Source organism: Cellulomonas phragmiteti (assembly GCF_016862775.1).
Classification (GTDB): Bacteria; Actinomycetota; Actinomycetes; order Actinomycetales; family Cellulomonadaceae; genus Cellulomonas; species Cellulomonas phragmiteti.
Genome location: NZ_BONP01000007.1, coordinates 57,374 through 83,438, shown reverse-complemented (window position 1 = coordinate 83,438; position 26,065 = coordinate 57,374). Strand labels below are relative to the sequence as shown.

Genomic DNA, 26,065 nt, shown 5'->3' with positions numbered 1-26,065 from the left:
GGCGGTACGGCGCCGTACCCGGCCGGCACGACGAGACGAGGAGATCGGTGTCTTCGAAGCGGGAGCGCGAGTACGAGCGCCGTCGGTACGAGAAGCAGCACGCACGTCAGCTCGAGGCACAGCGTGCCCGGCAGCGGCGCACGCGCGTCATCGCCGGCGGCGTCGTCGCGGTGCTCGCGCTGGCGCTGGTCGCGGTCGCCGTGGTCAACCTCTCGCGCGACTCCGGCCGGCCCGAGGTTTCGCCCACCGACACCGCGGCGCCCCCCGCGGCGGCTCCGGCCACGTTCCCCGCCCGCACCGGCAACGGTGGTGTCGTCCCCGAGGCCTCGCTCGCGCAGGACCGGACGTGGACCGGCACGATCAGCACGTCCGCCGGGGACATCGGCGTCGAGCTCGACGGCGCCGCGGCGCCCCAGGCGGTCGCGAACTTCGTGACCCTCGCCGGCGAGGGCTACTTCGACGGAACCCTGTGCCACCGCCTCGTCACGCAGGGCATCCACGTCCTGCAGTGCGGCGACCCGACCGCCACGGGGACGGGCGGGCCCGGGTACGCCTGGGGTCCCGTGGAGAACGCCCCCGGTGACGACGTCTACCCCGCCGGCACGATCGCCATGGCCCGCATCGGCGGTGACGGCGAGTCGATGGGCTCCCAGTTCTTCCTCGTCTACGAGGACTCGCAGATCCCGTCCGACGCGGCGGGCGGCTACACCGTGTTCGGCCAGATCACGTCCGGTCTGGACGTGGTGAAGGCCATCGCTGACGCGGGGACCCAGGACGGCAGCGAGCGTCCGGTCTCCGACGTCACCATCGAGGGAGTGGAGATCCAGTGACCGAGCACCCGACGACGTCGTCCCAGGACGACGCCGAGCAGGCTCCCCCCCTCGCGGGCGGCGCTGCGGACACGTCCGCGGCGGACGCCACCGGCACGACCGAGGACGACGTCACCACCGAGGACACACCCACCGAGGTGACCACCGAGGACGCAGCCGACGAGGTGACCACCGAGGACGCAGCCGACGGCGGCGTCCAGGAGACAACCGACGCAGTCGCGTCCGACGAGATCGCCGAGGCGACCACCGAGGACGTCACCACCGAGGCGACCACCGAGGACGCAGCCGACGGCGGCGTCGACGAGGCGACCGACGTGGCCGCCCCGGCCGAGGCAGGGACCCCCGCGCCCGCACCGGCGCCCCGGCCCTCCCCCGCCTCGGTGCGACCGGTCCCGCGGCCCCTGCCCCGTCCGTCCGCCGTCGCGGCGTCACCGTCGGCGCCTGCGGTGCCGGTGCCCACGCCGGACGAGGAGGCCGCTGCGGCGCACGCGGCGACCTTCGGCCGCGTCGACGAGGACGGGACGGTCCACGTCGTCGAGGCGACCGGCGAGCGGGTCGTCGGGCAGTTCCCCGGCGCCAGCGCACCGGAGGCCCTCGCCCTGTACGTGCGACGGTTCCTGGACCTGCAGGCCAAGGTCGCGCTGTTCGACGCGCGGCTGTCGGCCACCGACCTGTCGGTCAAGGAGATCGACCAGACGCTCAACCGGCTCACCGAGGAGCTCGCCGAGCCGGCCGCCGTCGGCGACCTCGACGCGCTGCGCGCGCGGCTCGACGGTCTGCGCACCCGTGCCGCCGAGCGTCGCGCCCAGGCGGATGCCGAGCGCGCCGCCGCGCGGGAGGCCGCGGTCGCCGCGCGCACGCAGATCGTGGAGCAGGCCGAGAAGATCGCGACCACCGACCCTGCACGCATCCAGTGGCGGCCCGCCGGTGAGCAGCTGCGCACGCTGCTCGACCAGTGGAAGGACGCTCAGCGGTCCGGTCCGCGCATCGACCGGCCGACGGAGGAGTCCCTCTGGAAGCGGTTCAGCCACGCCCGCACCACCTTCGACCGGGAGCGTCGTCACTTCTTCGCCGAGCTCGAGGCCCGCAACTCCGAGGCGAAGACCGTCAAGGAGCAGCTGGTGGCCGAGGCAGAGCGGCTCGCGAGCAGCACGGACTGGGGCGCCACGTCCGCGGCGTTCCGTGACCTCATGACGCGCTGGAAGGCCGCAGGCCGCGCGAACCGCCAGGTCGACGACGCGCTGTGGGCCCGGTTCCGCACGGCGCAGGACGCGTTCTTCGCGGCCCGCGACACGGCCAACCAGGCCATCGACGAGGAGTTCCGCGCCAACCTGCAGGTCAAGGAGGCGCTCCTGGTCGAGGCCGAGGCGCTGCTCCCCATCCGGGACCTCGCAGCGGCGAAGGCCGCGCTGCGCTCCCTGCAGGACCGCTGGGACGCCGCCGGGAAGGTGCCGCGCGCCGACGTCCAGCGCGTCGAGGGCCGGATGCGCGCCGTCGAGAGCGCGGTGCGCGACGCCGACTCCGCGCAGTGGCGACGCAGCAACCCCGAGACGCGAGCGCGCGCCGAGGGGGCTGCCGCCCAGCTCGAGCAGGCGATCGCCGGCCTGGAGGCCGACCTCGAGGCCGCGAAGGCCGCGGGTGACCAGCGCCGGGTCAAGGAGGCGCAGGCCGCCCTCGACGCCCGCCGCTCGTGGCTCGAGCAGGTGCAGCGCGCCGCGCAGGACGCCCGCGGCTGACGGACCGCACCTCGTCCGTCCGTCCACAGGATGCCCGTCCGCGCCCCCACCCCGGGGTGCGGGCGGGCATCCTGGCGTCCATGACCGACGGCGACCCGGCCACCCCGTCCGCCCTGCGCCGGCTGCGGCCACGACCCCCGGCTCCCGGCCCCGTCGTGCTCCGGCGTGACGACCTCCCGGCCTGGGTGTGGACCGGGCTGCACCTGGACGGGGTGCTCGTGCCCCTGTGGCGCGACACGTCCCGCGTCGCGGGCGCACCCGAGGACCGGACCGTCCGCGCGAGCGCCTTCACGCACCTCGTGCCACGCCGGGGCGCGGTCGGCCGGCTCGCTGCCGCGTGGGTGCACGCCGGCGGCCCGCCGCCGGCACGGGTGACCGTGCTCGTCCGCTCCGGCGCACGCCGTCCCGAGCCGCACGCGGACCGCACCGCGGCCGAGGCCGACCTCGTCGACGACGACCTGGTGCAGGTCGGCGACGTGCTGGTCACGAGCGTGGCACGCACCGCCGTCGACGTGGCCCGCTGGGAGCCGGCGCCGGTCGCGGTGCGCGTGCTGCGCGACCTGCTGCCGCACGGCCTGGACCCGCGTGACGCCCTGCGACGCCTCGAGACCCACGCGGGCGGGCGTGGGCTGCGCGCCGCCCGCGCCACGCTGCGGCAGGTCTGAACCGAGCCCGCCTCGACCAGCGCGTCGGATCAGGCCCGGATGGCGGGTTCCTCCGCGCCGCGCGACCCGGTGATCCGGTAGACGTCGAAGACGCCCTCGACCTTGCGGACGGCTGTCAGCACCGAGGCCAGGTGCGACGGCTCGGCCATCTCGAAGACGAAGCGCGAGAGTGCGACCCGGTCCCGTGAGGTCGAGACCGACGCGGACAGGATGTTGACGTGGTGGTCGGACAGCACCCGGGTGACGTCCGAGAGCAGCCGCGACCGGTCCAGCGCCTCGACCTGGATCTGGACGAGGAACAGCTGCGAGCTGGTGTGCGTCCACTCGACGTCGACGATGCGCTCGGGCTGCCGGCGCAGGGCCTCGACGTTGAGGCAGTCGGTCCGGTGCACCGAGACGCCGGCGCCGCGCGTGACGAACCCGATGATCTGGTCGCCCGGGACGGGCGTGCAGCACTTGGAGAGCTTGACCCAGACGTCCTCCACGCCCTTGACGACCACGCCGGGGTCACCGGAGCGGACCCGGCGACCGGTCGCTCCCGGGCGCGCGGCCTCGGCGAGGTCCTCCTCCTGGGCGGGCTCCCCCCCGAGCGAGTGCACGAGCCGCTGCACGACCGACGCGGCGGACGCCTGGCCCTCACCGACGGCCGCGTACAGGGCCGACACGTCCGCGAAGCGCATCTCGTGGGCGAGCGCGACGAGCGCCTCGTGCGACATGAGCCGCTGGATCGGCAGGTTCTGCTTGCGCATCGCCTTGGCGATCGCGTCCTTGCCGTGCTCGATCGCCTCCTCGCGGCGCTCCTTGGTGAACCACTGCCGGATCTTGTTGCGCGCCCGAGGGCTCTTGACGAACGCGAGCCAGTCACGGCTCGGCCCGGCGGTCTCGGACTTCGACGTGAAGACCTCGACGACGTCGCCGTTCTCGAGGGTCGAGTCGAGCGGCACGAGCCGCCCGTTGACCCGGGCGCCCATCGTGCGGTGACCGACCTCGGTGTGCACGGCGTACGCGAAGTCCACGGGGGTCGAGCCCGCCGCCAGGGCCTGCACGTCGCCCTTGGGGGTGAAGACGTACACCTCGGCCCCGGCGATCTCGTCGCGCAGCAGGTCGAGGAACTCCGTGGGGTCGGCGGTCTCGCGCTGCCAGTCGACGAGCTGCCGCAGCCAGGTCATGTCGTTGCCGGCGGAGTCCTGCGGGCCGGTCTTGGCCGTCTCCTTGTACTTCCAGTGCGCCGCCACGCCGTACTCCGCACGCCGGTGCATGTCGTGCGTGCGGATCTGGATCTCGACCGGCTTGCCCCCCGGCCCGATCACCGTGGTGTGCAGCGACTGGTAGAGGTTGAACTTGGGCATCGCGATGTAGTCCTTGAACCGGCCGGGGACCGGGTTCCACCGCGCGTGGAGCGCACCGAGGGCCGCGTAGCAGTCGCGGACGGTGTCGACCAGGACGCGCACGCCGACCAGGTCGTAGATGTCCGTGAAGTCGCGGCCCCGCACGATCATCTTCTGGTAGATCGAGTAGTAGTGCTTGGGCCGCCCGGTCACGGCCGCCTTGATCTTCGCGGTGCGCAGGTCCGCGCCGACCTGCTCGCGCACGGTCGCGAGGTACTCCTCGCGTGCCGGGGCCCGCTCCGCGACGAGGTGGACGATCTCGTCGTACACCTTGGGGTACAGGGTCGCGAAGGACAGGTCCTCGAGCTCCCACTTGATGGTGTTCATGCCGAGGCGGTGGGCCAGCGGGGCGTAGATCTCGAGGGTCTCGCGTGCCTTCTTCTCCGCCGACGGCGCGGAGACGAACTTCCACGTCCGGGCGTTGTGCAGGCGGTCGGCGAGCTTGATGACCAGGACGCGGATGTCGCGGGACATCGCGACGACCATCTTGCGCACGGTCTCGGACTGGGCGGCGTCGCCGTAGGTGACCTTGTCGAGCTTGGTGACGCCGTCGACGAGCATCGCGACCTCGGGGCCGAAGTCGCGCCGGAGCTGGTCCAGGGAGTACTCGGTGTCCTCGACCGTGTCGTGCAGCAGCGCGGCGACGATCGTCGACGGCGTCATGCCGAGCTCGGCGAGGATCGTCGCGACCGCGACGGGGTGCGTGATGTACGGGTCGCCGCTCTTGCGCAGCTGCCCGCGGTGCGCGAGCTCGGCCACGACGTACGCCTGCTCGATCACCGAGAGGTCGGCCTTGGGGTGGTTGGTGCGCACCGCCTGCAGCACCGGCTCGAGCGCCGGGTACGCGGGCGCGGAGCGACCCGACAGGCGCGCCAGGCGCGCACGCACCCGGCTTGTCGACCCCGTGACCGGCTCGCCCTCCGGGGACACCGGCACGCCCGCTCCCGGTGTCGTGACGTCCGCGGGCGCGGGCGCCACGGGGACGGGCGACGTCACCGCGTCCGTCCCTGATCCGACCTTCTCGGCCATCGCCGCGCACCCCCTCCCGTGGTTCGGACGAGTCTACGACCGCTGCGGACCACGGCCGACATCGGCACAGGTCGCGCCGCCGCGCGAGCGCCGTCCGGGCGACGCGCCTCAGCCGAGGGTCAGCAGGGAGTCCACCGAGCGACCCGGGAGCAGGGCCCGGCCGCCGAGGCCCTCGAGCTCGACGAGGAAGCTCAGGCCGACGACCGTCGCACCGCACGCCTCGAGCAGGCCCACCGTGGCCGCGGCGGTCCCGCCTGTCGCCAGCACGTCGTCGACGACCAGGACCCGCGCACCGTCGGGGATGGTGCCCGGCTGCACCTCGACGGCCGCGACACCGTACTCGAGCGCGAACGACTGCGACGCGACCGGCCCGGGCAGCTTGCCGGCCTTGCGGACCGGCACCACCCCGGCGCGCAGCGCCGCGGCGACCGGTGCGGCCAGCAGGAACCCGCGCGCCTCCATGCCGGCGACGAGGTCCACGGGTCCGTGCACGTGGTCGGCGAGCGCCTGCACCACGCGGGCGAACGCGTCGGCGTCGGCGAGCAGCGGCATGATGTCGCGGAACTGGATGCCGGGCTCCGGGAAGTCCGGGACGGTGCGCAGGAGTCCGTCGACGAGCCGTGCGAGCTCGACGCGACCGGTCGACGGGCCGGGCTGCGCGCCCGGCCCGTCCACGACCGCGCTCATCGACCCTTGCGCTTCGGCTGCGCCGCCGGACCCAGGTGACCTCCGGGCCGCAGCGCGGCCGTGGCGCGGGGCGCCGCGCCCACGCTCTCCGCGTCCGCGTCCGCGATGCCCGCCCGGGCCGCGAGCACCTTGGTGGTGTGCTCACGGATGCGGGGCTCCCGCTCGCGCAGGGTCACCTCCAGGGGTGTGGCGAGGAAGACGGACGAGTACGTCCCGACGAGCATGCCGACGAACAGCGCGAGCGCGATGTCCCGCAGCGTGCCAGCACCCAGGATGAACGCCCCGATGACGAGGATCGACACGACGGGCAGCAGGGCCACCACCGAGGTGTTGATCGACCGGACGAGGGTCTGGTTGACGGCGAGGTTCGCCTTCTCCGCGTACGTGAAGCGCGACTGCTCGAGCGTGTCCGCCGTGTTCTCCCGCACCTTGTCGAAGACGACGACGGTGTCGTAGAGCGAGTACCCGAGGATCGTGAGGAAGCCGATCACGGTCGCGGGCGTGACCTCCCACCCGACGGCCGCGTAGACGCCCACCGTGAGCGCCAGGTCGTGGAACAGCGCGAGCATCGCCGCCGCGGCCATCCGCCAGTTGCGGAAGTACACGGTCATGACGAGGGCGACGAACGCGAGGAAGACGACCAGGCCCGTCAGGGCCTTCTGGGAGACGTCCTGGCCCCAGCTCGGCCCGATGTAGGCGCTGGTGACCTCATCCTCGTCCACACCGAAGGCGGCGGCGAGGCTGTCGCGGACCTCCTCGACCTCCTCGTTGGTGAGCTCGGCCGTCTGGATCCGCAGCGACGAGCCGCCGACCGTCGTGACGCGGGGCGTCTCCCCCGGCGCGATGGCCTGCACGGTGTCCGTCGCCAGCTGCTGGTCGGTGGTCTCGACCCCCGACACCGTGAACTCCGAACCACCCCGGAACTCGATGCCCGGGTTCAGCCCCGGCGTGACGAGCAGGATGCCCGAGATCGCGACGAGCACCGCCGAGACGAGGTACCACGTGCGGCGCCTGCCGACGATGTCGTACGAGCGGCGCCCCGTGTAGAGGTCGTTGCCCCACTGGGCGAATCCCCTGGCCATCAGCGGTCGCTCCCCTCGGGACGGCCGTCGGTGGGCGCGTCGTCAGCGGTCGTGGGTGGGTCCTGCGGTGGTGCGGCCGTGGCCTGCGCGGCGCGTGCCGCGGCCCGGCGCTCGGCGATCGTCTGGCCCGGGGCCCCGACCGCGACCGGCTCACGTGCCGACGCGGTCGCGGAGGGCGCGGTGCTCACCCGCCCGGGCTCGACGACCCGGCCCCGGCCGGCGTAGCGGCCGGCGTCGACTCCCAGGCGACGCGGGTCGAGACCCGAGGCGGGGTGTCCACCGGAGAAGAACCGCGTGCGAGCGAGCAGCACCATGACCGGGTGGGTGAACAGGAAGACGACGATGAGGTCGACGACGGTCGTCAGGCCGAGCGTGAACGCGAACCCGCGCACACCGCCGACGGCCAGGACGTACAGCACGATGGCGGCGATGAAGCTCACCGCGTCGGAGGCGAGGATCGTGCGCCGAGCGCGCTCCCAGCCCTTCTCGACGGCGGCGGGCAGGGTGCGACCGTCCCGCAGCTCGTCGCGGATGCGCTCGAAGTACACGATGAACGAGTCGGCGGTGATGCCGATCGCCACGATGAGGCCCGCGACACCGGGCAGCGAGAGCCGGTAGCCCTGCACCCAGGACAGCAGGGTGATGACGCCGTAGGTGATGAGCGCCGCGACGACGAGCGAGGCCACGGTCACCAGGCCGAGGGCGCGGTACTGGAACAGCGAGTAGACGACCACGAGCAGGAGGCCGATCACCCCGGCGAGCAGACCCTTCTGGAGCTGCTCGGACCCGAGCGTGGCGGAGATCTGCTGCTGGCTCTGCACCTCGAAGCTCAGGGGCAGCGAGCCGAAGTCCAGCTGGTTGGCCAGGGTCGCCGCGGTCTCGCGGGTGAAGGAGCCGGAGATCTGCGCCTGGCCGTTGGGGATCACCTCGTTGACGGACGGCGCCGAGATGACGAGCGCGTCCAGCACGACCGCGAACTGGTTGAGCGGCTCGCCCTGGCTCGCCAGGCGCGTGGTCACCTCGGTGAACTTCGGTGTCCCGGCACGGGTGAACTCGAGGTTGACGACCCACTGACCGGTCGACGCTCCCGTCGACGTGGTGCCCAGGCTCGACGTCGCGCCGGCGATCTCCTCGCCGGGGATCTCGACGGGTCCCAGGATGAACTTGGCGAAGCCCTCCTGGTCGCAGGCGACGAACGCCGTGTCCGGGTCGCCGGGGACGCCACCGGTGCGGTTCTCCGGCAGGGTGCAGTCGAGCGCCTCGAACTCGGCCTGCACGGCCGGGGTCACGTAGTACGCGATGTCGCTCGGGTTGTCCGGTGCGGCCTTGGTCGGCTGGTCCGACGGCGGCGCGTCGGCCGCGGGCTCCTCGGCGGCGGGGTCCGCGGCCGAGTCCTCGGCGGTGGCGTCGGCTGCGGCGTCGTCGGTGGCCGCGTCCTCGGCAGCGGGGTCGGCGGCGTCCTCCGCGGCGGGGTCGGCGGCGGGATCCGCAGCGGGGTCGGCGGCGTCCTCCGCGGCGGGGTCCTCCGCCGTCTGCGTCGTGGGCGCGGCGCCGCCCATCACCAGCACCGGACGGAACTCCATCTGCGCGGACGTCCGGACCAGGGCGAGCGTCTCCTCGCTGGGCCGGCCGGGCAGCCCGACGACGATCTTGTCGCCGCCCTGGCTGGTGATCTCGGCCTCGGCGACGCCCGAGGCGTCGACGCGCTGGCGGATCACCGCGATCGCCTGGTCGATCGTCTCGGCCGTGACGTCGCCCTGCGCCTCGGCGACCGGCTGGAGGATGACCTGCGTGCCCCCCTCGAGGTCGAGTGCGAGGTTGGGCGTCAAGGACGCGTCGCCCCAGCGGGTGCCGGCGAAGATCGAGGCGAACAGCGCGACGGTCAGCACCGCGAGGGTGACGAGCGTGCGGACCGGCCGTTCGCGGCGGCGGGGAGGAGGAGCCAACGGAGTTCTTCTCTCGTGCGCGCACCGCCCGCTGACGCGGCCGGTGGGGTCGGGGCCCGGGCGTCGTCGCCCGGGCCGGGGAGTCACTTGGTGTCGCGGTCCTCGTCACGGGCCGCCGGAGGCTCCGGCGGCAGCGAGGACAGGTCGTCGGGCACGTCGACCACCGGCGCGTCCTCGACGACGGCGTGCTCGTCGTCCGGCGCGTCGTCGGCGACGACCGGGTCGACCCGACGGGCGATCGCGGCACGCAGCCAGCGCGTCGAGCTGCCGGGGGTCGACTCGAGCGTGACCACGTCACCCTCCAGCGCGGTGACGGTGCCGAAGAGGCCCGACCCCGTCATCACCTCGTCACCCACGGCCAGGTTGCTGCGGAAGTCGGCCGCCTCGCGCTGCTGCTTGCGCGAGCGGCTCGACATGAACCACAGCCCGGCGAAGGCGAGCAGCATGATGATCAGGAACGAGTAGTCCATGAGGTGGTGGTATCTCCGCATCGTGTCGAACGTCCGCCGCAGTCTAGGCGCCGCGGCCCGCCGCTCCAACGTCCGTCCGTCCCAGGAGGTTCCTGCGACGGCCCGTCCGACCGGGTCGCGGCGCGCTGACGGTCAGCCGAACAGCGTGTCGGACGGCGCCGGCACGGGCAGCCCGAGGTGCTCCCACGCGGGCGGGAGCGCCACGCGACCCCGCGACGTGCGTCCGATGAGCCCCTCGCGCACCAGGAACGGCTCCGCGACGGTCTCGACCGTCTCCGGCTCCTCCCCGACCGCGACGGCCAGGGTCGTCAGCCCGACCGGGCCCCCGCCGAACCGCCGGCACAGCGCGTCGAGCACCGACCGGTCGAGCCGGTCCAGGCCCCGCTCGTCGACCTCGTAGACCTGCAGCGCCGAGCGGGCGGCAGCCAGCGAGAGCCTGCCGTCGCCGCGGACCTGCGCCCAGTCGCGGACGCGGCGCAGCAGCCGGTTCGCGATGCGCGGCGTCCCCCGCGACCGCGAGGCGATCTCGGCGGCGGCCGTCCCCTCCAGCGGCACACCGAGCAGCCCGGCCGAGCGCACGAGCACGCGCTCGAGCTCGTCGTCGGCGTAGAAGTCGAGGTGGCCGGTGAAGCCGAACCGGTCGCGCAGCGGGGCGGGCAGCAGGCCGGCGCGGGTCGTCGCACCGACCACCGTGAACGGCGGCAGGGACAGCGGGATCGCGCTCGCCCCCGCGCCCTTGCCGACGATCACGTCGACACGGAAGTCCTCCATGGCGACGTAGAGCAGCTCCTCGGCCGGGCGCGCGAGCCGGTGGATCTCGTCGATGAAGAGCACCTCGCCCTCCTCCAGGGAGGACAGCACGGCCGCGAGGTCCCCCGCGTGCTGGATCGCCGGGCCGCTCGTGACGCGCAGCGACGCCCCGAGCTCGGCAGCGATGATCATCGCGAGCGTCGTCTTGCCCAGACCCGGGGGGCCGGACAGCAGGACGTGGTCCGGCGCCAGCCCGCGCCCGAGCGCCGCCTGCAGCACCAGCGACAGCTGGTCGCGGACCACCCGCTGCCCGACGAACTCCTCGAGCCGCCGCGGACGGAGCGCCGCCTCGGCCGCGCGCTCGGGCTCGTCGGCCGCGGGCCGCACGAGCGACTCCGACCCGTAGGGCTCGCCGTCCCCGTACCGGTCGGCGTCCCCGCCGGGCTCACCGACCTCGAGCCGCGCACCGCCGTCACGCACGGGCGCTGCCCAGCGACCGCAGCGCCGCGCGCAGCACGCCGGGGACCTCGTCGGCCCCCACCGGCGCGGGCGAGCCGTCCAGCACGGAAGCGACCGCGTCCTGCGCGGCGCGCAGCGGCCACCCCAGACCGACGAGCGCCTCCACGACCTGCTCGCGGTGGTCCGCCGACGACACCGCCGCGGCGCCCCCGCCCGCCGGCGCCGGCGCACCCAGCCGCTCCCCCAGCTCGAGCACGATCCGCTGCGCCCCCTTGCGCCCGATGCCGGGCACGCGCATCAGCGCCGCGAGGTCCTCGTGCGCGACGGCCCGGCGCAGCCCGTCCGGCGTGTGGACCGCGAGCATCGCCAGCGCCAGCCGGGGGCCGACCCCCGAGACGGTCTGCAGGGTCTCGAAGACGTCGCGCTCGTCGTCGTCGGCGAAGCCGAACAGCGTCAGTGCGTTCTCCCGGACGACGAGGGACGTGAACACCCGGCCCGGCTGCCCGACCCGCAGGCCCGCGAGCGTCGCGGGCGTCGCCTGCAGGAGCAGACCCACCCCGCCGACCTCCACGACCGCCGAGTCCAGCCGTACCGCCAGCACCGTGCCGTGCACCGACGCGATCACCGCGCTCCTCCCGTCGTCGACCGCCACACTGTGCCACACCGGGGCGAACACGTGTACGAACGACACGCGTGGTCCGCGTCAGGCGTGGCGACGGGCCGCCTGCTCCGCGGCCGCCCACTGGCGCTGCGCCGTCGTCATGCCCCCCGGCTCGCGCTGGGGGGCACCGAGCGCACCCGCCGGACGCCACAGGTGACAGATCGCCAGGGCGAGCGCGTCGGCGGCGTCGGCGGGCCGCGGCACCTCGGCGAGGCCGAGCAGCCGGGCGACCATGGTCTGGACCTGCGCCTTGCCGGCCCGACCGGACCCCGTGACGGCCGCCTTGACCTCGCTGGGGGTGTGCAGCGCCACCGGGATGCGCCGGCGTGCCGCCGCGACCATGGCGAGCCCGGCGACCTGGGCCGTGCCCATGACCGTGCTGACGTTGTGCTGCGCGAAGACCCGCTCGACCGCGACCGTGTCGGGCGCGTGCTCCTCGAGGCACTCCTCGAGGGCGCGCTCGATGACCAGCAGCCGCTGGTCGACGTCGAGCGTGGCGTCGGAGCGGGCGACCGACACGTGGACGAGACGCGCGCGGTGTCCCGGCAGCCCGTCGACGACGCCGAGGCCGCACCGGGTCAGGCCGGGGTCCACTCCGAGCACGCGCACGCGCCCATCGTCGCAGGCCGACGCACGCGTCGGGCCCCGCCACTCCGGTGACGGGGCCCGACGTGCGCGCGGTGCGCGGCGGGTCAGTCGGCGTCGAGCTCGGCCATGACCTCGTCGGACGCGTCGAAGTTGGCGTAGACGTTCTGCACGTCGTCGGAGTCCTCGAGCGCGTCGATGAGCCGCAGGATCTTGCGCGCCCCGTCCGCGTCGACCTCGACCTGCGTGGACGGCCACCACACGACGTCGGCGGAGTCGTAGTCGATCCCCGCCTGCTGCAGCGCGGTGCGCACCGGCACCAGGTCCGTCGCGGCGCTGATGACCTCGAACGTGTCACCGAGGTCGTTGACCTCCTCGCCGCCGGCCTCCAGGACCGCCTCCATGACGGCGTCCTCGTCCGTGCCCTCCTGGGGGACGATGACGACGCCACGCCGACTGAAGATGTACGCCACGGACCCCGGGTCGGCCATCTGGCCGCCGTTGCGCGTGAACGCGACCCGCACGTCCGACGCGGCGCGGTTGCGGTTGTCCGTCAGGCACTCGACCAGGACGGCGACCCCGCCGGGGCCGTAGCCCTCGTACGTGATCGACTGGTAGTCCGCACCGCCGGCCTCCTGGCCGGAACCGCGCTTGACCGCCCGGTCGATGTTGTCGTTGGGGACCGAGGACTTCTTCGCCTTCTGGATGGCGTCGAAGAGCGTCGGGTTGCCCGCGGGGTCACCGCCGCCCGTGCGGGCGGCCACCTCGACGTTCTTGACGAGCTTGGCGAACAGCTTGCCGCGCTTCGCGTCGATGACGGCCTTCTTGTGCTTCGTGGTGGCCCACTTGGAGTGACCCGACATGACTCGCTACCCCTTCGTCTTCCGCTGGTGCGCCCGCGTCGCTCCCCCGCCTCGCCGCCCGGCACCGGACGGGTCGAGGGTCCCGCGACGTCACAGGCTGTCGCGGACGATCTGCACGAACAGTCGGTGCACCCGCGGGTCCCCGGTCACCTCCGGATGGAACGAGGTGACGAGACGCGGGCCCTGGCGCACCGCGACGATCCTACCGGCGGCCGGACCGTCCGCGACGCGGCCGACGACCCGCGCTGCGGGCCCGACCTCCTCGACCCACGGCGCGCGGATGAACACGGCGTGCACCGGGTCGGTCGCGCTGTCGTCGACGCCGTCGATGACGAGGTCCGTCTCGAAGGAGTCGACCTGCCGGCCGAAGGCGTTGCGCCGCACGGTGATGTCGACACCGCCGAGCGTGCGCTGACCGTCGATCCCGCCGATGATCCGGTCGGCCAGCAGGATCATGCCCGCGCACGAGCCGAACGCCGGCATGCCCGCCTGCAGCCGCTCGCGGACGGGCCCGTCGAGCTCGAACGCACGCAGCAGCTTGTCGATCGTCGTGGACTCACCGCCGGGGATCACCAGCCCGTCGACCGCGTCGAGCTCGGCGCGGCGCCGCACGCCCACCGCCCCGACGCCGAGGGAGTGCAGGACGGCGACGTGCTCGCGGACGTCGCCCTGCAGGGCCAGGACACCGATCGTCGGACTCACGAGCGACGATCCTAGGCTCCCGAGGACGCCAGGGCGTCGCGCGACCGGTCCCGGCCACGGGCCGCCACGACCTCGTCGGCCAGCCGCGTCAGCCCCTCGAGGAGCAGGTCCCGCGGGGCCGCGAGCGAGACCCGCACCATCCCGGCCGCGTGCTCGCCGAAGGTCGCGCCCGGCGCGACCGCCACGTGCCGGCGTGCGAGGAGCCGCTGCGCGAAGTCCTCGGTGTCGGCCGCCCCCACGTCGACCATGAGGTAGAACGCGCCCTGCGGCACGACGTGCGCCACGCCGCGTGCGGTGAGCAGCGCGCAGGCCGCGTCCCGCCGCTCCCGGTACGACGCCACCGCGGCCGCCACCCCGTCCTGCGGCCCGGTGAGCGCGGCGAGCGCCGCGATCTGCCCCGGCGTCGAGGGGCACGCCACGGTCGCCTCCGCGAGGTGACCCATGGCCTCGACGACGTCGGGGTCCGGCACGACCGCGTACCCGGTGCGCCACCCGGTCAGGGCGTAGGTCTTGGAGGTGCTGAAGAACGCGACGACGCGACCGTCGGTGTCGTGCGCGAGCGGGCTGACGTGCGGCGCGTCGAAGGTGACGGCCTCGTAGCACTCGTCGGACAGCAGCCACAGGTCGTGGCGCCGGGCGACCTCGACGAGCCCGGCGACGACGTCCTGCGGGTACACGGCCCCGGTGGGGTTGTTGGGCGAGCACACGACGAGCGCGCGCGTGCGCGGCGTCACGCAGGCCTCGACCTCGGACGGGTCGGGGACGAAGCCCCGCTCCGCCCGTGCCGGGTACGAGCGGGGGACGGCCGACGCGGCCACCGCCGCCATCTGCCAGTTGGGGAAGGTGGGATCGGGCAGCAGGATCTCCTCGCCCGGGGCGAGCAGCGTCGCCATGGCCATCGCCAGGCCGTGCATCGCACCGTGGGTCACGACCACCTCGTCGGGAGCGGTCGCGCGGCCGTGCGTGCGGGTCACGCGGTCGGCGGCGGCGGCACGCAGGGTCCCGAGGCCGAGGCTCGACGTGTACCCGGTCCGGCCGTCGTGCGCCGCTGCCGCGACGGCCTCGACGACGTGTGCCGCGGGCGCCGCGTCGGGCTCCCCGATCTCGAGGTGGAGGGCCTGCGGGTCGCGCAGCGCGAGGTCCATGAGCGTGCGGATGCCCGAGCGGGGGATGCGGGCGACGGGCGAGGACACGGCGGGACGCGGCATGGTGGCGACGCTAGCCCGGCCACGTGACCGTGATGTTACCGACCGGTACGTCGCTACTCGCGCGCGAGCCCCAGGTGACGGGTGGTCCCGTCCCAGACCAGGATGTCCCGGACCAGGCCCGCGAGCCCCTCGGGGAACACCTCGATCCGCACCCGCTCGAGCTCGTCGACGTCCCACCACCGCAGCTCGTCGATGACGTCGCGCTCGACGTCCGTCCAGCCGTCACGGCTGAGCGCGACGTCGCTGCTGCGGACCCGCGCGACGAAGAGCTCCTCGTCCTGGCGGCACGTGCGCGCCGCGAAGTCGAACAGGGCCGACCGCGTGTACACCGGACCGACGAGGTCGTCGCGGGTCAGCCGGATCCCGGTCTCCTCCCGGACCTCCCGCACCGCGGCCGCGCGCGCGTCCTCGCCGACGTCGATGCCGCCGCCGACCGTGAACCACCACGAGCGCTCGGGCGCGTCCACGTCGTGCCCCCGCACGAGCAGGACCCGGTGGTCCTCGTCGAGCAGGAGGACGCGCGCCGCACGGCGGGACAGCAGGCCGTCGGGTCCGGGCACCCACTCGGGGCCGAGGACGGCCGCGGGGCCGCCGCCGTCGACGCCGGTGGGCGCGACGGGGACGGCCCCGGTGGCCTGCGGGTCGGGCGTGGTCACCAGCCCCGCTCGGCGAGGCGGTGCGGCACCGGGACGTCGTCGACGTTGATGCCGACCATGGCCTCGCCGAGGCCCCGCGACACCTTCGCGATGACGTCCGGGTCGTCGTAGAAGGTCGTGGCCTTGACGATGGCCGCGGCCCGCTCCGCCGGGTTGCCCGACTTGAAGATGCCCGAGCCGACGAACACGCCCTCGGCACCGAGCTGCATCATCATGGCCGCGTCCGCGGGCGTCGCGATGCCGCCGGCGGTGAACAGCACCACGGGCAGCTTGCCGGCCGTCGCGACCTCCTTGACCAGCTCGTACGGCGCCTGGAGCTCCTTGGCCGCGAGGTACAGCTCGTCCTCGGGCAGCGACGTCAGACGACGGATCTCGTCACGCAGCGTCCGCATGTGGGTGGTCGCGTTCGACACGTCACCCGTGCCCGCCTCGCCCTTCGAGCGGATCATCGCCGCACCCTCGGTGATGCGACGCAGCGCCTCACCCAGGTTCGTGGCCCCGCACACGAACGGGACGGTGAACGCCCACTTGTCGATGTGGTGCGCGAAGTCGGCGGGCGTCAGCACCTCGGACTCGTCGACGTAGTCGACGCCGAGGGACTGCAGCACCTGGGCCTCGACGAAGTGGCCGATGCGCGCCTTGGCCATCACGGGGATGGAGACCGTCGAGATGATCCCGTCGATGAGATCGGGGTCGCTCATGCGCGCGACGCCGCCCTGCGCGCGGATGTCCGCCGGCACGCGCTCGAGCGCCATGACGGCGACCGCGCCGGCGTCCTCGGCGATCTTCGCCTGCTCCGGCGTGACGACGTCCATGATGACGCCGCCCTTGAGCATCTCGGCCATGCCGCGCTTGACCCGCGCGGTTCCGACCTCACCGGCGGCAGCGGTGGGCTGGGAGTTCTCGGTCACGTCAGACCTCTTCGATCCGTGGTTCGGGACGCCCGGCGCCCGCGCGGTCAGCGCCTGCGGGCGGGACCGATGGCGCCGGCCGCCGTGGTCGGTGCCCACCCATCCTAGGTCGTCGTGGCCGGCGGTCGGTCGCCGCGCCCGGCACCCGGACGGGACCGGTGACGCGCACGCGGTCAGACGTCCGCGCCCGGGTGCGCCACCGGGCGGGCCTCGCCCGGGCGCGGCAGGCCGTGCGGCCAGGCGTCGTCGAGCTCGAGGGTCCGCGGCTCCGGTGCGTGGCCGGCGAGACGCAGCAGCCGCACCAGCCCGCCCCGGCGCACCCGCTGCGTCTGGGCGACGGCCTCGTTGTGGAAGCGTCGGGCGAGCTGCACGCGGTACCAGGAGGCAGCGAGCTCGTCGAGCAGGCGACCGCCGAGGGGGTCGTCCGCGAGCGCGGCCACCTCGCCGGGGTCGTCGAGGATCACGCGCAGCGCCGCGGTGAGCTCGCTCTCGACCTGCGCGCGGTCCGCCGCCGCGCCCGTGACGGTGGCAGCGGACAGCTGGTCGCTGAGGTCGGCCGGGAGCAGGCCCGCCGGCGGGTCCCCCGCGCCTCCCAGGGTCAGCGACTCCCAGACGGCCTCGCCCACGACCAGCGAGCTGGCGGGGTCGAGCAGGCCGCTCGTCGCGAGCTCGGCGGCGGCGGACGCCCGGCGCACGAGCTGGGCGTCGACGACCGCGCGGGAGGCGCCCACCTTGCGGTGCAGGCGGTCGAGCCGGTTGGCGCGGATCCACACGAGCCACGCGAGCAGGGCCACCACGCCGACGACGGCCAGGACGGCGGTGCCGTCCGACCAGCCGGTCACGTGCGTCCCCGCCGGAGCTCGATCAGCCGGGCGCCGCGCAGCGAGGACGGGTCCTCCCCGACGGGGGCGTCACCCCCGGCGACGGCCATCTCGTAGACCGCGAGCACCTGGTCGGTCACGGCCGACCAGTCGTACCGCCGCACCACGCGCGACGCGCGTGCGCTCACACGCTCCCGCAGGTCCGCGTCGCCCAGGACGCGCACGAGGGTCGCCCCGAGGTCGGCGGCGTCCCCCGTGCGGAACAGCACCCCCGCCTCGCCGTCGTCGAGGACGCGGCTGAAGGCGCCGAGGTCGCTCGCCACGACGGTCGTCCCGGCGCTCATCGCCTCGACGAGGACGATCCCGAAGCTCTCGCCGCCGGTCTGCGGCGCGCAGTACACGTCGGCCGAGGCGAGCAGCCGGGCCTTGTCGTCCTCGCTGACGCCGCCGAGGAACTCGACCGACGCGGCCCGGTCGCCGAGGACCTCCCGCGCCTGCTCCTGTCCCGTCTCCCCGCTGCCGGCGACGAGGAACCGCGCCCCGGGGTGGGTGGCGAGCACCGTGGCGACCGCGCGCAGCAGCACGGCCAGGCCCTTGCGCGGCTCGTCGAGCCGCCCGAGGAACGCGACGGTCGGCGCCTCGGGGGTCCCGGTCCAGCGGGGGTCGGTGCCGGCCCGCGCGAACGTGTCGACCCAGACCCCGTTCGGGATGACGACCGCGTCACCGCCCAGGTGCTCGACGAGGGTGCGCCGGGCGTCCTCGGACACCGCGACGCGCAGCGAGATCTTCTCGAGCGACTGGCGCACGAGCGGGTACGCCATCTGCAGCGGCCGGGAGCGGACGAGCGAGGTGTGGAACGTCGCGACGACCGGGCCGTCCGCGATCCACAGCGCGAGCATCCCGAGGCTCGGGGTGACCGGCTCGTGCAGATGGAGCACGTCGAACTGCCCGGCGGCCAGCCAGCGGCGCACGCGCCCGGCCGTCACCGGGCCGAAGGTCATGCGCGCGACCGAGCCGTTGTAGTGCACCGGGACCGCCCGGCCGGCCGGCACGAGGTACGGCGGCACGGGGGTGTCGTCGGAGGCCGGTGCGAGCACCGACACGTCGTGCCCGCGCGCCAGGAGCGACTCCGCGAGGTCGCGGACGTGGAACTGCACGCCACCGGGCACGTCGAACGAGTAGGGGCACACGAGTCCCACCCGCAGGCGGCGGCCCCCGGTCACGTGGTGCTCCCGACCTCGAGCGCGTCGTCCCCGGTCGGCGGCGCCCCGCCGGCGCGGCGTGCGGCGTCACGCGCGGGGTCGAGGTCGACGACGAACACGCGCTGGAGCATGTGCCAGTCCTGCGGGTGGGCGTGGATCTGCGCGGCGAGCGCGTCGACCCAGGCCTGGGTGAGCGCCTGGACGCGTCCGGCGCGGGGGACGTCGTCGCCGACCGTGACGGGCGCGCAGAAGCGGATGACGACTCCCCAGGGTCCGCCGGCCGCGCGCCGACGCGCCCGGCGCAGCCGCTCGTACGTGACGGAGGTCGGCACCAGCGTGGCGCCGGTCATGACCGCCAGGGCTGCCGGCCCGGCCGCCACGCGGGCCCGGTGGCCGAAGAGGTCGACCTCGAGCCCCTTGGCCGTCAGGTCGCGGTCGGCCAGCAGCGGCAGCAGGCCGGGGCCCGTGCGGGCGACGCGCACCAGCTGCCGGAACACGTCGCCGGCACCCGTGAGGGGGATGATCCGCAGACCGAGGCTCTCGCGGAACGCGAGGAACTCCTGGAACAGCTCCTCCGGCTGCAGCCGCTCCGCGACCGTCGTCACCGGTGCCAGGTGAGCGGTCGCCCAGGCCCCCGCGAGGTCCCAGTTGCCCAGGTGACCCAGCGCGAGGACGACCTGCCGGCCCGCGTCGAGGTCGGGCTGCAGGTGCTCCAGGCCCTCGGCGCGCACCCGGGCCGCGAGCTGGTCGGCGCTCAGGCCGCGCAGGGTGAACGCCTCCCCGAAGTACCGCATGTACGAGCGCATCCCGGCGCGGGACAGCCGTCGCAGCGCGCGCTCGTCCAGCTCGGGTCGCACCCGGGCGAGGTTCGCCTCGAGACGGCGCACGCCGGACCCCCGCCGCCACCAGGCGACGTCGGCCCCGAGCGTGGTGGCCGCACGCACCAGGACGCCGGGCAGCCGGTGCCCCACGCGCCAGGCGAGGTGGTAGGCGCGCGCCACGTCGATGCTCACGACGCGGCCCGGACCTGGCGGTGCACGGTCGCCATCCGCTGGACGACGGTGACGGCCGAGGCCACGGTGAGCACGGCGAGCACGACCGTCATGACCACGACGGGCAGCCCCGCCCCGACGAGGACGGTCGCGGTGAGCACCGCGAAGAGGCGGTCGGCACGCTCGGCGATGCCGACGCTGGCCGTCATGCCCAGCCCCTCGGCGCGTGCCCTGGCGTAGGGCACGATCGACCCGAGGACGAGGCACGCGAGGGCGAGGACGGCGGTGGGGCGCGAGTCCCCCGCGCCGGTGTACCAGAGCACGAGGCCGGCGAAGATGGCGCCGTCCCCGAACCGGTCGAGCGTCGAGTCGAGGAACGCCCCCCACGGTCCGCTGCGGCCCGAGCGCCGTGCCATCACGCCGTCGATGGAGTCGGTCAGCGTGAACACGGCGATGAGCAGGGCACCCAGGAGCAGGTGGCCGGTCGGGAACGCCCACAGCGCGGTGACGACGACCACGAGCGTCCCGGCGATCGTCACGGCGTCCGGCGACACCCCGGCGCGCAGGAGCGCGTCGGCGAGCGGCGTCCACAGCCGCGTCATCACCCCGCGCAGTCGGCTCAGCACGTGGCGCTCATCCCTTCGTGGTGGTCGGCCAGGCGGCGGCGAGCGCCGCGCGCGTGTCACCCAGCAGCGCGGGCAGCGCCCGGGTGCGCGCGACGATCGGCAGGAAGTTCGCGTCGCCGCCCCAGCGGGGGACGACGTGCTGGTGGAGGTGGGCCTGGATCCCCGCGCCGGCGACCTGGCCCTGGTTCATGCCGAGGTTGAAGCCGTCGGGGTGCATGACCTCGCGGGCGACGCGCATGGCCGCGCGGGTGAGCGCGGCGACCTCGAGCGTCTCGTCGTCCGTGAGGTCCGTGTAGTCCGCGACGTGGCGGTAGGGGCACACCAGCAGGTGCCCGGAGTTGTACGGGTAGAGGTTCATCACGACGTACGCGACGCTCCCCCGGTGCACGACCAGGCCCTGCTCGTCGGTCAGTGCGGGGATCCGGCAGAAGGGGCAGCCGTCGCCGGGCGCGTCGTCGGCGGGCTTGTCCTGACCGCCGATGTACACCATGCGGTGCGGTGTCCACAGCCGCTCGAAGCCGTCCGGCTCCCCCGCGAGGGCGGCGGCGGGCTCGACGTCGTCGGGAGGGACCACGGCTCAGACCTGGACGCGGTCGCGCACGGCGGAGACGATCCGCTCGACGGCCTCGGCCACGCGCACGCCGTTGTCCTGCCGTCCGTCGCGGTAGCGGAAGGACACCGCACCGGCCTCCGCGTCCTCGCCGCCAGCGATGAGCACGAACGGGATCTTCTGCGTCGAGGCGTTGCGGATCTTCTTGCCGAACCGGTCGTCGGAGCGGTCCACCTCGGCGCGGATCCCCTGCGCCCGCAGGCGGGCCACGACGTCGTCGAGATACGGCTCGAACGGCTCGGCGACGGGCACCGCGAGCACCTGCACGGGCGCGAGCCAGGCGGGGAACGCGCCGGCGTAGTGCTCGGTGAGCACCGCGAAGAAGCGCTCGATCGAGCCGAACAGCGCACGGTGGATCATCACCGGCCGCTGCCGCGTGCCGTCGGGGGCGGTGTACTCGAGCTCGAAGCGCTCGGGCAGGTTGAAGTCGAGCTGGATGGTCGACATCTGCCAGGTGCGCCCGATCGCGTCCTTGGCCTGCACGGAGATCTTGGGGCCGTAGAACGCGGCACCGCCGGGGTCGGGCACGAGGTCGAGCCCCGAGGCCTCGGCGACCTCGCGCAGCGTGTCGGTGGCCTCCTGCCAGACCTCGTCCGAGCCGACGGACTTCTCGGGGTTCTTCGTCGACAGCTCGAGGTAGAAGTCGTCGAGCCCGTAGTCCTTGAGCAGGTCGAGCACGAACGTCAGCAGGCTGGTCAGCTCGTCCTTCATCTGCTCGCGGGTGCAGTAGATGTGGGCGTCGTCCTGCGTGAAGCCGCGGGCCCGGGTCATGCCGTGCACGACGCCGGACTTCTCGTAGCGGTACACGGTGCCGAACTCGAACAGCCGCAGCGGCAGCTCGCGGTAGGACCGCCCGCGCGCCGCGTAGATGAGGTTGTGCATCGGGCAGTTCATGGGCTTGAGGTAGTAGTTCTGCCCGACCCGGCGCACGTGGCCGTCCGCGTCGCGCTCCTCGTCGAGCTGCATCGGCGGGTACATGCCGTCGGCGTACCAGTCCAGGTGGCCCGAGATCTGGAACAGCTGCTCCTTGGTGATGTGCGGGGAGTTGACGAACGAGTAGCCGGCCTGCACGTGCCGGCGGCGCGAGTACTCCTCCATCTCCATGCGGATGATGCCGCCCTTGGGGTGGAACACCGCCAGGCCGGAGCCGATCTCCTCGGGGAAGGAGAACAGGTCGAGCTCGTTGCCGAGCTTGCGGTGGTCGCGGCGCTCGGCCTCGGCGATCCGCTCGAGGTGCGCCTTGAGCTCGTCCTTGGTGGGCCACGCGGTGCCGTAGACGCGCTGCAGCTGCGGGTTCTTCTCCGAGCCGCGCCAGTAGGCGGCGGCCGAGCGGGTCAGCTGGAACCCGTTGCCGATGAGGCGGGTGCTGGGCAGGTGGGGTCCGCGGCACAGGTCCTGCCAGACGACCGCCTCGGACTCGCGACCCGCGCCGCGCACGTTCTGGTAGATCGACAGGCCGCCGAGGCCGACCTCGACCGACGCGCCGTCGGTGCTGCCGGCCTCGCCCTTGAGTCCGATGAGCTCGAGCTTGTAGGGCTCGGCCGCGAGCTCCTCGCGCGCCTGGGCCTCGGTCACGTCCCACCGCCGGAAGGTCTGCCCCTCCTTGACGATGCGCCCCATGACCTTCTCGATCGCCTTGAGGTCCTCGGGCGTGAACGGGGTCTCGACGTCGAAGTCGTAGTAGAAGCCGTCGGTGATCGGCGGCCCGATGCCCAGGCGGGCGGAGGGGTTGACCTCCTGCACGGCCTGCGCGAGGACGTGCGCTGCCGAGTGCCGCAGCACGTCGAGCCCGTCCGGGGAGCCGAGGGTGACGGCCTCGACGGTCGCCCCCTCGGGCAGCGGCAGGGCGAGGTCGCGCAGCTCGCCGTCCACGCGCACGACCACGACGTCACGGCGGTCGGCGAACAGCTCGGTGCCCGTCGTGCCCTGCGCGACCGGGGTCTCGACGCCGTCGACGGTCAGGGTGATGTGCTCGGGCACGCTGCGCCAGCTCCTCGGGTCTGCCCGCGCCGCTGCTCGCGGCGGGTCGGCGGTCGCCGATGCGGGCGGGGACGATGCTACCGACCGGGCGGGGGCTCGACCTCACCCGCCGGTCGAGCCGGGTGCGGTGTGCCGTCAGGCGGGCGTCGTGCCGGGCGGCAGGTCGTGCGGGACGTGCGCCTCGAGCTCGGCGAGCCACGCCGCGGCCGAGGCGTCCGACGGCATGCGCCAGTCCCCGCGCGGCGACACGGTGCCGCCCGCGCTGACCTTCGGCCCGTTGGGCAGGGCCGACCTCTTGAACTGGCTGGCGAAGAAGCGCCGGTGGAACACCTCGAGCCAGCGGCGGACCGTCGGCAGGTCGTACGACGGCCGGCGGTCGACCGGCCAGGCGGGCGGCCAGGCACCGGCCTCGGCGTCGTGCCACGCGTGCCACGCGAGGAACGCGGTCGTGCTGGGCCGCGTCCCGTGCCGCAGCACCTGGTACAGCGTGAAGTCGTGCAGGGCGTAGGGCCCGATCGTCGACTCGGTCGACTGGACGGCCTCGCCCTGCCGCACCGGGACGAGCTCCGGGGAGATCTCCTGGTCCACGACGCGCAGCAGCACGTCGTTGGTGGCGTCGTCGAAGTGTCCCTCGGCCACCACCCAGCGGATGAGGTGCTGGATGAGGGTCTTGGGCACCCCGGCGTTGACCGCGTAGTGCGACATCTGGTCGCCCACCCCGTACGTGCACCAGCCGAGCGCGAGCTCGGACAGGTCCCCGGTGCCCAGGACGATCCCGCCGCGCTGGTTCGCCGCACGGAACAGGTAGTCCGTGCGCAGGCCCGCCTGCACGTTCTCGAACGTGACGTCGTAGACCTCGTGCCCCTCGCCGGCCGGGTGCCCCAGGTCGGCGAGCATCTGGCGGGCCGCGGGCCGGATGTCGAGCGTCTGCGCCGTGGTGCCGAGCGACTCCATGAGCGCCAGGGCGCTGGCCTTGGTGGCCTCGCTCGTCGCGAAGCCCGGCATCGTGAAGGCCAGGATGTCGCTGCGGGGGCGGCCGAGCCGGTCCATCGCGTTCGCGGCGACGATGAGGGCGTGCGTGGAGTCCAGCCCGCCGGACACACCGATGACGACCTTGGCGTCACCGACGGCCCGCAGCCGCTGCTCGAGCCCGCTGACCTGGATGTTGTACGCCTCGTAGCAGTCGAGAGCCAGACGCTGCGGGTCGTCGGGGACGAACGGGAACCGGTCGACGGCCCGCCGCAGGCCGACGTCGCCCGTCGGCGGCACGAGCGCGAAGCGGACCGTGCGGTGCGACGCCCCGGCAGGTGGCATGCCCAGTCCCCGCCGGTTGTCGTCGAACGTCCCCGTGCGCAGCCGCTCCTGGCGCACCCTGTCGAGGTGCACGTCCACGATCGTCACCACGGCGTCGTCGACGAACCGCTCGCCCTCGGCGAGGAGCTCCCCGAGCTCGTACACCATCGTCTGGCCGTCCCACGACAGGTCGGTCGTGGACTCCCCGTACCCCGCGGCGGCGTAGACGTAGGCCGCCTGGCAGCGCGCGGACGCCGACCGGACCAGCAGCCGGCGCTCCTCGGCACGCCCGACCGTGATCGGGCTGGACGATAGGTTCGCCAGCACGGTCGCGCCGGCGAGCGCGGCGGTCGCGCTCGGCGGGACCGGCACCCACATGTCCTCGCAGACCTCGACGTGCAGGACCAGCCCGGGGACGTCCGTCGCGGAGAACAGCAGGTCCGGCCCGATCGGCGCGTCCTGGCCCGCGAGCGTGACGGTGCCGCGCACGTCGTCCCCGGGAGCGAACCAGCGTCGCTCGTAGAACTCGCGGTAGGTCGGCAGGTAGGACTTGGGCGCCACGCCGAGCACGCGACCCCGGTGCACGACCACCGCGGTGTTGAGCACCCGCGTGCCGTGGGCGAGCGGAGCGCCCACGACGAGCACGGGACGCAGGTCCCGGGACGCCTCGACCAGCTCGGCCACGGCGTCGAGCACGGCGTCGAGGAGCGTGTCCTGCAGCAGCAGGTCGTCGATCGCGTAGCCGGACAGGCACAGCTCGGGGAACACGGCGACGGCCACGGCCTCGTCGTGGCAGGCGCGTGCGACCTCGAGCACGGCGGCGACGTTGCGTTCGGGGTCCGCGACCGTGACGGGCACCGTGCACGCGGCGACGCGTGCGAAGCCGTGGGCGTAGGCGGAGAGGAAGTCCACGTCGCGAGTCTGGCACGACCGCGACGTCGCCTCCTGCGAGGACGAACGCCCCCCGGCGGTGGCCGGGGGGCGTTCGGTGCGGGTGGGCGATACTGGGTTCGAACCAGTGACCTCCTCGGTGTGAACGAGGCGCTCTACCACTGAGCCAATCGCCCGCTGCCGGCGCCGACCCGGATCCGCCGACCTCCGCCCGCAGGGCAGGGGTCGTGCGCATCACCCGTGGGCGGCACGGGAGACGATGTTAGCGGACACCGCGCCGATCGCCGAACCGTCACCGCTCCCGCCCGCGCCCCGGTCGTGCGCCGGCCGCCGCCGGGACGCCCGTCGGGCACCCGCAGGACGGGCGAGGAGGTGCGGCGATCGGGCGTGAATTGTCGGCTTCTGCACTCGAGAGAGCGATGTGCAACGTTTTCCGAGCCCACTGAAAGGGTCCGGGCGGGTGAACTGTGCGCGTGCATCGGTCCAATGGGACATCCGTCCTGCCATGATGTGTCTCCACGGCCCGCCCGGGCCCCACCATGCGACAGGAGGACCCGATGGCGGATTCGTCGTACGACGTCATCGAGGTCGTCGCCATGCAGCTCATCGGGTCCGACGCGACCGTGATCCCCGTGTCGGCGGAGCTGTGCTTCCGCACCACCGACCCGTACACGGTGCGTGCCGTCTTCACGGGCGCGCACACGATGTCCACCTGGCTGCTCGGCCGCGAGCTCCTTGCCCAGGGCGTGCACGCCGTCGCCGACGCGCCCGCCGGGACCGGCGACGTCCAGGTGTGGCGCGACGACGACCCGGACTACACCCTGGTCTCGCTCTCAGGCGTCGAGGGCAGCGCGCTGCTGGCCGCTCCCACCGAGCCCCTCGTGCGCTTCCTCGCCGCGACCGAGTCCCTCGTCCCCGTCGGGGCCGAGTCGGACAAGATGGAGGGCGAGATCACCGCGCTCATCGCGGCACTCCTCACGGCCTGACGCCTCCACGACACCGGCCGGTCCCGCTCGTCGGGG

Annotated in this window: 24 protein-coding genes and 1 tRNA gene; 4 read left to right on the top strand and 21 right to left on the bottom strand. The window is 74.0% G+C overall.

Going from position 1 to position 26,065, the window contains the following annotated elements; all coding sequences use genetic code 11:
* The first annotated feature begins 47 nt into the window (after positions 1 to 47).
* The 3 genes from Cph01nite_RS07850 (at position 48) to Cph01nite_RS07840 (ending at position 3,231) form a co-directional block, all read left to right on the top strand.
* Positions 48 to 830, top strand: a complete 783-nt coding sequence (locus Cph01nite_RS07850) for a peptidylprolyl isomerase (RefSeq protein WP_203672977.1) — start codon at positions 48 to 50, stop codon at positions 828 to 830.
* Positions 827 to 2,566, top strand: a complete 1,740-nt coding sequence (locus Cph01nite_RS07845) for a DUF349 domain-containing protein (protein WP_203672975.1) — start codon at positions 827 to 829, stop codon at positions 2,564 to 2,566. The genes Cph01nite_RS07850 and Cph01nite_RS07845 overlap by 4 nt, the downstream gene beginning before the upstream one ends.
* Positions 2,567 to 2,646: 80 nt before the next feature.
* The gene (locus Cph01nite_RS07840; RefSeq protein ID WP_203672973.1) at positions 2,647 to 3,231 is read left to right on the top strand and encodes a hypothetical protein; all 585 of its coding nucleotides are present in this window, start codon (positions 2,647 to 2,649) and stop codon (positions 3,229 to 3,231) included.
* Positions 3,232 to 3,260: 29 nt separating this feature from the next.
* On the opposite strand, the gene Cph01nite_RS07835 is transcribed toward Cph01nite_RS07840, so the two are convergent.
* From Cph01nite_RS07835 to Cph01nite_RS07735, 21 genes are all read right to left on the bottom strand, one after another.
* Positions 3,261 to 5,648, bottom strand: a complete 2,388-nt coding sequence (locus tag Cph01nite_RS07835; protein ID WP_203672972.1) for a RelA/SpoT family protein — start codon at positions 5,646 to 5,648, stop codon at positions 3,261 to 3,263.
* Between the two features lie 108 nt (positions 5,649 to 5,756).
* Positions 5,757 to 6,335 carry an adenine phosphoribosyltransferase gene (locus tag Cph01nite_RS07830; RefSeq protein ID WP_203672970.1) on the bottom strand — a complete coding sequence of 193 codons (579 nt, stop codon included), beginning with the start codon at positions 6,333 to 6,335 and terminating at the stop codon, positions 5,757 to 5,759.
* The gene (gene secF / locus Cph01nite_RS07825; RefSeq protein ID WP_203672968.1) at positions 6,332 to 7,417 is read right to left on the bottom strand and encodes a protein translocase subunit SecF; all 1,086 of its coding nucleotides are present in this window, start codon (positions 7,415 to 7,417) and stop codon (positions 6,332 to 6,334) included. The genes Cph01nite_RS07830 and secF overlap by 4 nt, the downstream gene beginning before the upstream one ends.
* A complete protein-coding gene (gene secD, locus Cph01nite_RS07820; protein ID WP_239069124.1) occupies positions 7,417 to 9,363 on the bottom strand; it encodes a protein translocase subunit SecD in 1,947 nt (648 codons plus the stop codon). Before secD ends, secF begins: the two co-directional genes overlap by 1 nt.
* 83 nt (positions 9,364 to 9,446) lie before the next feature.
* Positions 9,447 to 9,854, bottom strand: coding sequence for a preprotein translocase subunit YajC (gene yajC / locus Cph01nite_RS07815; RefSeq protein ID WP_239069123.1), 408 nt, complete (start codon positions 9,852 to 9,854; stop codon positions 9,447 to 9,449).
* 111 nt (positions 9,855 to 9,965) lie between these two features.
* Entirely contained in the window at positions 9,966 to 10,970 is a 1,005-nt protein-coding gene (gene ruvB / locus Cph01nite_RS07810) for a Holliday junction branch migration DNA helicase RuvB (RefSeq protein ID WP_203673143.1), read from the bottom strand.
* An 85-nt stretch (positions 10,971 to 11,055) separates the two neighbouring features.
* Positions 11,056 to 11,667: a Holliday junction branch migration protein RuvA gene (gene ruvA, locus Cph01nite_RS07805; protein WP_203673142.1), complete on the bottom strand. Its 612-nt coding sequence runs from the start codon at positions 11,665 to 11,667 to the stop codon at positions 11,056 to 11,058.
* A 78-nt stretch (positions 11,668 to 11,745) separates the two neighbouring features.
* Positions 11,746 to 12,312 carry a crossover junction endodeoxyribonuclease RuvC gene (gene ruvC, locus Cph01nite_RS07800; RefSeq protein ID WP_203672966.1) on the bottom strand — a complete coding sequence of 189 codons (567 nt, stop codon included), beginning with the start codon at positions 12,310 to 12,312 and terminating at the stop codon, positions 11,746 to 11,748.
* 83 nt (positions 12,313 to 12,395) lie between these two features.
* Positions 12,396 to 13,151, bottom strand: a complete 756-nt coding sequence (locus Cph01nite_RS07795; protein ID WP_203672964.1) for a YebC/PmpR family DNA-binding transcriptional regulator — start codon at positions 13,149 to 13,151, stop codon at positions 12,396 to 12,398.
* Between the two features lie 90 nt (positions 13,152 to 13,241).
* Positions 13,242 to 13,853 carry a pyridoxal 5'-phosphate synthase glutaminase subunit PdxT gene (pdxT, locus tag Cph01nite_RS07790; protein WP_203672962.1) on the bottom strand — a complete coding sequence of 204 codons (612 nt, stop codon included), beginning with the start codon at positions 13,851 to 13,853 and terminating at the stop codon, positions 13,242 to 13,244.
* Positions 13,854 to 13,864: 11 nt separating this feature from the next.
* Positions 13,865 to 15,061 (bottom strand): pyridoxal phosphate-dependent aminotransferase, encoded by a 1,197-nt coding sequence (locus tag Cph01nite_RS07785; protein WP_203672960.1) that lies wholly within the window; start codon positions 15,059 to 15,061, stop codon positions 13,865 to 13,867.
* 53 nt (positions 15,062 to 15,114) lie between these two features.
* Entirely contained in the window at positions 15,115 to 15,717 is a 603-nt protein-coding gene (locus Cph01nite_RS07780; protein WP_203672958.1) for an NUDIX hydrolase, read from the bottom strand.
* The gene (pdxS, locus tag Cph01nite_RS07775) at positions 15,714 to 16,628 is read right to left on the bottom strand and encodes a pyridoxal 5'-phosphate synthase lyase subunit PdxS (protein WP_203672956.1); all 915 of its coding nucleotides are present in this window, start codon (positions 16,626 to 16,628) and stop codon (positions 15,714 to 15,716) included. The genes Cph01nite_RS07780 and pdxS overlap by 4 nt, the downstream gene beginning before the upstream one ends.
* 173 nt (positions 16,629 to 16,801) lie before the next feature.
* Positions 16,802 to 17,470 (bottom strand): hypothetical protein, encoded by a 669-nt coding sequence (locus Cph01nite_RS07770; RefSeq protein WP_203672953.1) that lies wholly within the window; start codon positions 17,468 to 17,470, stop codon positions 16,802 to 16,804.
* Positions 17,467 to 18,654 carry a glycosyltransferase family 4 protein gene (locus tag Cph01nite_RS07765; RefSeq protein ID WP_203673141.1) on the bottom strand — a complete coding sequence of 396 codons (1,188 nt, stop codon included), beginning with the start codon at positions 18,652 to 18,654 and terminating at the stop codon, positions 17,467 to 17,469. Before Cph01nite_RS07765 ends, Cph01nite_RS07770 begins: the two co-directional genes overlap by 4 nt.
* A gap of 14 nt (positions 18,655 to 18,668) precedes the next feature.
* Positions 18,669 to 19,664 (bottom strand): phosphatidylinositol mannoside acyltransferase, encoded by a 996-nt coding sequence (locus Cph01nite_RS07760; protein WP_203672951.1) that lies wholly within the window; start codon positions 19,662 to 19,664, stop codon positions 18,669 to 18,671.
* Positions 19,661 to 20,269: a phosphatidylinositol phosphate synthase gene (gene pgsA, locus Cph01nite_RS07755; protein ID WP_203672949.1), complete on the bottom strand. Its 609-nt coding sequence runs from the start codon at positions 20,267 to 20,269 to the stop codon at positions 19,661 to 19,663. The genes Cph01nite_RS07760 and pgsA overlap by 4 nt, the downstream gene beginning before the upstream one ends.
* 7 nt (positions 20,270 to 20,276) lie before the next feature.
* Positions 20,277 to 20,843, bottom strand: a complete 567-nt coding sequence (locus Cph01nite_RS07750; RefSeq protein ID WP_203672947.1) for an HIT family protein — start codon at positions 20,841 to 20,843, stop codon at positions 20,277 to 20,279.
* A 3-nt stretch (positions 20,844 to 20,846) separates the two neighbouring features.
* On the bottom strand, positions 20,847 to 22,859 hold the full coding sequence (gene thrS, locus Cph01nite_RS07745) for a threonine--tRNA ligase (protein ID WP_203672945.1): 2,013 nt from the start codon (positions 22,857 to 22,859) through the stop codon (positions 20,847 to 20,849).
* Positions 22,860 to 22,994: 135 nt separating this feature from the next.
* The gene (locus Cph01nite_RS07740; RefSeq protein ID WP_203672943.1) at positions 22,995 to 25,064 is read right to left on the bottom strand and encodes an NAD(+) synthase; all 2,070 of its coding nucleotides are present in this window, start codon (positions 25,062 to 25,064) and stop codon (positions 22,995 to 22,997) included.
* A gap of 83 nt (positions 25,065 to 25,147) precedes the next feature.
* A tRNA-Val gene (locus tag Cph01nite_RS07735) sits at positions 25,148 to 25,219 on the bottom strand.
* 381 nt (positions 25,220 to 25,600) lie between these two features.
* On the opposite strand from Cph01nite_RS07735, the gene Cph01nite_RS07730 reads away from it, so the two are divergent.
* Positions 25,601 to 26,029, top strand: coding sequence for an SsgA family sporulation/cell division regulator (locus Cph01nite_RS07730; RefSeq protein ID WP_203672937.1), 429 nt, complete (start codon positions 25,601 to 25,603; stop codon positions 26,027 to 26,029).
* Positions 26,030 to 26,065 lie beyond the last annotated feature (36 nt).

Bases quoted from the DNA above. Each gene is read 5' to 3' on its own strand.
- yajC (WP_239069123.1), bottom strand. From the start codon at position 9,854: ATGCGGAGATACCACCACCTCATGGACTACTCGTTCCTGATCATCATG.
- Cph01nite_RS07785 (WP_203672960.1), bottom strand. From the start codon at position 15,061: ATGCCGCGTCCCGCCGTGTCCTCGCCCGTCGCCCGCATCCCCCGCTCG.
- Cph01nite_RS07835 (WP_203672972.1), bottom strand. From the start codon at position 5,648: ATGGCCGAGAAGGTCGGATCAGGGACGGACGCGGTGACGTCGCCCGTC.
- secF (WP_203672968.1), bottom strand. From the start codon at position 7,417: ATGGCCAGGGGATTCGCCCAGTGGGGCAACGACCTCTACACGGGGCGC.
- Cph01nite_RS07795 (WP_203672964.1), bottom strand. From the start codon at position 13,151: ATGTCGGGTCACTCCAAGTGGGCCACCACGAAGCACAAGAAGGCCGTC.
- Cph01nite_RS07730 (WP_203672937.1), top strand. From the start codon at position 25,601: ATGGCGGATTCGTCGTACGACGTCATCGAGGTCGTCGCCATGCAGCTC.
- Cph01nite_RS07840 (WP_203672973.1), top strand. From the start codon at position 2,647: ATGACCGACGGCGACCCGGCCACCCCGTCCGCCCTGCGCCGGCTGCGG.
- Cph01nite_RS07830 (WP_203672970.1), bottom strand. From the start codon at position 6,335: ATGAGCGCGGTCGTGGACGGGCCGGGCGCGCAGCCCGGCCCGTCGACC.